The sequence below is a fragment of the Rhodomicrobium udaipurense JA643 genome, assembly GCF_000636015.1.
Classification (GTDB): domain Bacteria; phylum Pseudomonadota; class Alphaproteobacteria; order Rhizobiales; family Rhodomicrobiaceae; genus Rhodomicrobium; species Rhodomicrobium udaipurense.
On sequence record NZ_JFZJ01000168.1, the window covers coordinates 1 to 5,814 of the forward strand.

Genomic DNA, 5,814 nt, shown 5'->3' on the forward strand with positions numbered 1-5,814 from the left:
GGCGCTCGTTCGCGATGACACCATGACCGGCAAGAAGGGCAGCGCAAGCCACAGCCTCGTCATGAGCCGCCAGCGTCTGGTGTGGCTGCTGCTCGCCTTCATGACGGCGATCCTCGCGGGCGGCCTGACATTCAACATCGTGACCATCGCCATGCCGAAGGTGATCGACGAGCGGCTCGGCTTCCCGATCCCGCTGGCGCTGACGGGCTGGATCACGACGAGCATCTTCGTTTGCGGCGCGCTTACGCAGATCACCGTGGGGCGGCTCATCGACAAGCTGGAACTGCCGTTGCTGTTCGTGGCGATGTCCGCGTTGCAGGCGGGCGGGCTGCTGCTCGCCGCGCTGACAACGGGCGTGCCGATGGCGGCGGGCCTCGTGCTGGCGACGGCAGCGATTTACGGACAGGTGGTGTTGAATGACGCCATGGTGGGCCGCTACGTCGCCGAGGAATTCCGCAACCGTTTCTACTCGGTGCGCTTCTTCGTCGGCTTCACGGTGGGCGGGCTCGCGGTGCCGCTCATCAGCATCCTGCGCGGGCATGGCGGATTTCAGGAGGTGCTGCTCGTCTCGGCTGCCGTTGCGACGGTCATCCTCATCTGCGCGCTTGCGACATGGGCGCTGGTGCATGGAAGAACGGAACCCGCGACGGCTCCAGCGGAATAAAGCCGGAACTGGCGGCATCGGCGACCGTTTCCCCGTAAAGGACAAGTGGAGGAAACGATCATGCCGAGAGAGAAGGCAGCGGCGAGCGCCGCAGGAAACAGGCTGCTTCCGGCCATCGCGTTGGGAGCGGCCTTGGCTGCGGCCGCATGTCTTCCGCTTCAGGCGCAGGTTAACCCGCCCAAGCCGAGAGCCGCGCCGGAAGACACGCTGTCCACCGATCCCAACCGGGTGCCGGTGCCACAGATGCGGCCCGGCGAAACGCTTACCGAGCATCTCGACCGCAACGACGGCGTCATACGCCCGCAGGAACGCAACACGCCCAACATGTCTACGGTGATGCCGCCGGAGCCTCACCCGAACACGACGCCGGTCATTCCGCCGCCTGGCACACGGGGCGGAGACCCGACCGTTCGATCGAAATAGAAGGGGCGCGTGCTTCCCGTGAAAAGGGGCTCTATTTCTTGGGATTGACGGTGACTTGCGCCCGCGAAGCCGTTGCAGTCGTGTGTGCGGCATGGTAGCTCACCGCTGAAGGCGCGCCGCCCGTGGCCAGCCGCAAAGCGTAGACCTCAGACATTCCGGAGAATGAGCCAATGGCCGAGACCAATGGAACAAACGGCGGCACCGAACAGCCCGACCTGAGCGCGGGCCAGCCCCAAGTCAACGTCATCGGACAGTACATCAAGGATCTGTCCTTCGAGTGCCCGGACCCCACGCGCTTCTTTCGTGGCCCCGGCAACAACCCGAACCTGCAATTGAACTTCAACGTGCAGGTGAACAACGTTCAGGACGGCGTTTTTGAAGTTGGCCTTTCGCTCGAAGGCGAAGCCAAAAGCGACGAGGGCGTGCTTTACAACATCGAGCTGCTCTACGCTGGCGCGTTCCATCTGAAGAACCTGCCGCAGGAAGCCATTCAGCCCGTTCTGTTCATCGAATGCCCGGCGCTTCTCTTCCCGTTCGTCCGCCGTCTCGTGGCCGACCTTACGCGCGAAGGCGGCTTCCCGCCGCTGCTGCTCGATCCGATCGATTTTGCCGGTCTCTATCGCCGTCGCGCGGCTGAAGGCCAACAGCCGACGGTCAGCTAAAAATATAGGACGGACGCTGCCGGAGTTTCACCTCCCGCTCCCCGAACACCGGCTCGACATCAAGCATCGCGCTCATACAAAGGTGCGGTGCTTTTTTTTTGAGCGCACGCTCCGCACCCGATGCCTGGCGAGCGGCTCGGGCTCACAGCAAAAGCCAACGCCACGCGCCGCTTTCGCCTTCGGCGAAGCGGGCTTTGCTATGTGGACATGCATCCGCCGGCGGATCGTCTACGGTTCGGGTGCCCTCGCCGCAGGCGCGAGCGGCATCAAGGATTTGCGGGCCCGTCAACCTGGATGCGCATCATCTCCGACGACATCCACGACAGCATGACGGCCAAGGCATCGGTCGGTAGCATGCCCTCGCAAAGCGCAGCCTCGAATGCATTCGTCAGTTGAGATTGAAGCATGTCCGAGACGTGCTCTGCGATCAGCGGTTGCGGATTTCCAGGGAAGAGGGCATCCACGTCCCTCGGTGTCGCTCTCAGCTCGTTACGTAAGGGCATCATGCCTATTCCTGTTTGCTCTTCTGTCGTAATACTCGTCATGATCCGACGTCACGCCTGCCAACGATGGTGGTTCCGGCGAAAATCCTGATCACATTTCGTCTCCGCCTCGACCAATGCCTTTGCAAGTTCGCTGAGACCGGCACCCTCGGCTTCGCGGGTGAGATACCGCAGAGCCGCTAGTATACCGTCAATGTCTTGCTTCTGCTTTTCCGAGAAAAAGCTGTCTTCGACTGCATTGCTAGGCAGCACGCCGCATTTCTGTTTGTTCACCATGATGGAGGACGTTCTCATAGATACCCGTTTTCTCCCGGACTTTCTTCAGGACCGCCCTCGATACTGTCAGCGAACCTGCTATTATTTTATAGCCTTCTTCACTTCTCGAAACGTCTCCCAACCATTCGACGTCCCAGCCGTTGCGCATGAAGATGTTGCGGCAGTAGGCGGGATACATGACGCCGACGATGCGCGTTATGCCCTGCGCGAGCCCGAACTCGAGATATCCGATGATGAGTTCCTGAACGATCCGCCTGCGTTTCTCGATCGGCAGCTTCTCGTCGACGCAAAAACGGCTCCCCTCCCAGACCTCCGTCGTTTTCGGGATGGCGGTGTTGGTGACGAGGTGAGGGAAAATTTCCTGCAACATGTACGGGCGATCGGTCGGGTAAAGGCGCGACGATCCACGCGCTTTTCCAGCCTCGTCCCGCCAGACCAGATACCAGGCGGCCGGATTGTCGTACTGGTCGTATTCCATGTTACGAACGGTGGGCACCTTCCAGCGCTGCCGCTGCACAATGCAATCGTGCCGAAGCCTGTGCTGCTCGTAGATCGGATTGCCGGTAAACAGGTGGCTGGTACTGATCGAAACGCAGTCAATCATCAACGCCCTCGCTACGCGTGAACAACGAGGGGCATTAAGCGTGAAAGCGTCGCCGCTCCGCAGCTAGCAACCTTGACAGGTTCCCACGCGGGAATCAGCCGATGAAGGAAGGGAGGATCAGACCGTGGCGGATGGCCTTGACGGTCGCAAGGGTGCGCTCGTTAGCGTTTAATTTCTTGAAAACATTATTCATATGAAAACGAACGGTCGAGTGGGACACGCCAAGAATTTCGGCGATGACGGAGTCGCTCTTTCCCTCCGCCGCCCAGGACATGATCTCCTTTTCGCGCTCGGTGAGATAAACACCAGCCATATCCTCGGTCAACGGAGTCTCGATCTTTTCCAGCTCCGTGAAGGCGAGGTGAAATTGAATGGCAAGCGCCTGCACCTTGTGGAGAAGCGCTCTATCCGGGCTCACGCCGCCGTGGCTGCTTGCAATCCCGAAGCCCGCCAGTTCGCCATTGACGCCGCAAACCGGGACGGCAATCCCATCGCAGAGACGCGCTTCTTCCGCCTCGTGCATGACCTTCATCTGATCGGGATGCCACTTGCGCTGAGCAACCACCGAGGCCCAGGTGAACGGCCTGCTCGCGGAGATGCCGTATTGCGGGACGGGATCTTTTTTCTCGTACTGATTGAGCCGGTAATGCTCCATCCAATCGTCCGGGTAATTGCAGACGATACCGTGTCCTGCGTTCAGTCCCAAGGATGGATGGTCGGTGATCAGACTATAGCAATAGCGGTCGTATCCGAAGACGGCGAGGGCTTTCCCAAAAAGCGCGGAAACTTCCTTGCTCGACTTCGCCGCGTTGGCGTCTTCGATGAATCGCTCGATCGCAAACCTATCCATAACCACATGCGCGCCGAATCGAGTGAGGTCAGTGCATGCATCTACGCTAACACGCACCGACTCACTCTGTGTAGCCAAAACATCACGGCTGCCGCAGACCCCCGACAGAACACGTCAAGAGTGTGTTAATGCTGCGACTTGAGGCCGTTCTTCAATATTAAGTAGTTGATATTGTTAAATGGATCGCCGTAGACATCGAATTTTGGGCCATCGGCGAGGACTTTCAGCTCAGGACGACTCCGGAATCGCAGTCCCTTTCTTGCGAAAAGCGTCAAATAACCGCGCAGATCCGCGCTAGCGGCCAAATTGCCAACGATCAATTTTCCACCGCCAGCCAATTGATTTTTAAGGATGCCGAGAAGGCGGCGCGCCCGCTGGTCGGACATGAGCGTAAACATCAAGGGGGCGTAGATCAGATCGAAACCGCCTCTGTCGTGAAACGAACTTTCAATCTCGCCTAACGAAGCGTTAATAATCGTGAGTTGTTTCTGATATTTATGGCCGAGGAACGCGCAGGCTGCTTCGTCCTGTTCGAACACCGTGAACTCGACGCGAGACAAATCAAACGGTCCGTCTTCCAGTTCGCGGAGATGTCCGGCACCCAGCGCCAGAATACGGGGCCTCGCGCGGCGCGTGCGAACATCCTCGATATAGGCGCGCGTCAACGTTTTCAGCAGGCGCACCGAAAGCGCGAAAGTGCTCGCCGTAAGCTGGTCGAAAATCATCGCGGCGGGCTTCGGCGTGCCGAGCGGCATCAAGCCGCCATTGAGGAAGTCAAGGGAAACGGCATAGCCGCCGGGCTTCGCGGAGGCGTAGCTCGTGAAGGGCTCGTCCTGGCAATGCCGATAGATCCGGTGCGAACGCGCCGCGAGACGAAGGCGGCTTAGACATCGCAATGTCCTTGCGAGGTCGTAAACTTCGGAAAGCTCACGCTCCAGCAGTTCGAATGCATGCCGCCCGTCGCCCTCATCGAGAAGGTCAGCCGAATGATCGAGTATGCCCTGCGCGAGAAACAGCAGGCTGTCCGGGGTGAACGTACCCAGACGATGCCTGCGCCCTTGCATCGATGTTTCCACCGTAAGGGACACGCTTTTCCCGGTCCTTTGCATACAATCTTCCACCCCACCATGGGCGAGAAGTCGCCCGCTCCACAAGGGAAACTGGCACTCTAGAGATGGTGACCCCTTTTGGCAGGATGCAAATGCATCCCAAATTAATTGAAAGTTGCTTTCATTTCGGACAAAAGAGAGCGGCCTTCTTTGGTCCGCAAAAATGAAAATGTATACGATCCTACTATGGTCGAATCCTACGACACGCTCATCGACCTGATCTATGAGGCCGCCGAAGATCCCCTGAAGTGGGAGCGCGTTCTAGCTCGCCTGACCGCCGCAGTGGGCGGATCGGGAGCGGCATTCCACGCGAGCGAAATCGATAACTCGGGATTTGACTTCGGAATGAGCTGGCAGGTCGATCCCGAAGCCCAGCGCCAATACGCAGACTACTACCACACGGTGAACCCTTTAGCCGTGCCCTTGGGCACGGTGCCGGCTGGCGTTGCCATCCCCGATCACGCTCTCGTTCCGCGCGAGAGATACAAAAACAGCGAGTTCATCCACGATTACGCGCGCCCGTTCGACATCCGCGGTTCGATCACGCTGCTCGCCGCCCGCAACGACCACCGCATCGCCTGCCTTGGCATAATCCGCCCGTATCATTCCGAAACCTTCGCGGCCGCCGAGGTCGCGCTCGTGCAGCGCGCCGCCCCGCATCTGACGCGCGCGCTAGCGCTCAACAGGCGCCTCGCGCAGCTCGATGGCGAAAAGCGGACCTTG

General features: G+C 59.5%; 9 protein-coding genes. 4 read left to right on the forward strand and 5 right to left on the reverse strand.

Features of this window, described 5'->3' with window-relative positions; all coding sequences use genetic code 11:
• The 3 genes from T281_RS15965 to secB form a co-directional block, all read left to right on the forward strand.
• A partial coding sequence (locus T281_RS15965) for an MFS transporter (protein WP_037241780.1) occupies positions 1-664 on the forward strand: 664 nt, incomplete at its 5' end.
• Positions 665-724: 60 nt separating this feature from the next.
• Complete coding sequence (locus tag T281_RS15970) at positions 725-1,087, forward strand: hypothetical protein (protein WP_155955307.1); 363 nt, start codon at positions 725-727, stop codon at positions 1,085-1,087.
• A 170-nt stretch (positions 1,088-1,257) separates the two neighbouring features.
• Entirely contained in the window at positions 1,258-1,749 is a 492-nt protein-coding gene (gene secB, locus T281_RS15975; protein WP_037241783.1) for a protein-export chaperone SecB, read from the forward strand.
• 266 nt (positions 1,750-2,015) lie between these two features.
• Here secB and T281_RS15980 read toward each other — a convergent pair whose 3' ends face one another.
• From T281_RS15980 to T281_RS18960, 5 genes are all read right to left on the reverse strand, one after another.
• A complete protein-coding gene (locus tag T281_RS15980) occupies positions 2,016-2,294 on the reverse strand; it encodes a hypothetical protein (protein ID WP_037241785.1) in 279 nt (92 codons plus the stop codon).
• A gap of 9 nt (positions 2,295-2,303) precedes the next feature.
• Positions 2,304-2,528, reverse strand: a complete 225-nt coding sequence (locus T281_RS15985; protein ID WP_155955308.1) for a hypothetical protein — start codon at positions 2,526-2,528, stop codon at positions 2,304-2,306.
• Positions 2,494-3,132: an acyl-homoserine-lactone synthase gene (locus T281_RS15990; protein WP_052037591.1), complete on the reverse strand. Its 639-nt coding sequence runs from the start codon at positions 3,130-3,132 to the stop codon at positions 2,494-2,496. The genes T281_RS15985 and T281_RS15990 overlap by 35 nt, the downstream gene beginning before the upstream one ends.
• Positions 3,133-3,226: 94 nt before the next feature.
• Complete coding sequence (locus T281_RS15995) at positions 3,227-4,060, reverse strand: helix-turn-helix transcriptional regulator (RefSeq protein ID WP_155955309.1); 834 nt, start codon at positions 4,058-4,060, stop codon at positions 3,227-3,229.
• 47 nt (positions 4,061-4,107) lie between these two features.
• Positions 4,108-4,737, reverse strand: a complete 630-nt coding sequence (locus tag T281_RS18960) for a hypothetical protein (protein ID WP_155955310.1) — start codon at positions 4,735-4,737, stop codon at positions 4,108-4,110.
• Positions 4,738-5,277: 540 nt separating this feature from the next.
• Here T281_RS18960 and T281_RS16005 point away from each other — a divergent pair.
• On the forward strand, positions 5,278-5,814 hold a 537-nt coding region (locus tag T281_RS16005), incomplete at its 3' end, for a hypothetical protein (RefSeq protein WP_037241793.1).

Bases quoted from the DNA above. Each gene is read 5' to 3' on its own strand.
- T281_RS15970 (WP_155955307.1), top strand. From the start codon at position 725: ATGCCGAGAGAGAAGGCAGCGGCGAGCGCCGCAGGAAACAGGCTGCTT.
- secB (WP_037241783.1), top strand. From the start codon at position 1,258: ATGGCCGAGACCAATGGAACAAACGGCGGCACCGAACAGCCCGACCTG.
- T281_RS15980 (WP_037241785.1), bottom strand. From the start codon at position 2,294: ATGACGAGTATTACGACAGAAGAGCAAACAGGAATAGGCATGATGCCC.
- T281_RS15985 (WP_155955308.1), bottom strand. From the start codon at position 2,528: ATGGTGAACAAACAGAAATGCGGCGTGCTGCCTAGCAATGCAGTCGAA.
- T281_RS15990 (WP_052037591.1), bottom strand. From the start codon at position 3,132: ATGATTGACTGCGTTTCGATCAGTACCAGCCACCTGTTTACCGGCAAT.
- T281_RS18960 (WP_155955310.1), bottom strand. From the start codon at position 4,737: ATGCCGCTCGGCACGCCGAAGCCCGCCGCGATGATTTTCGACCAGCTT.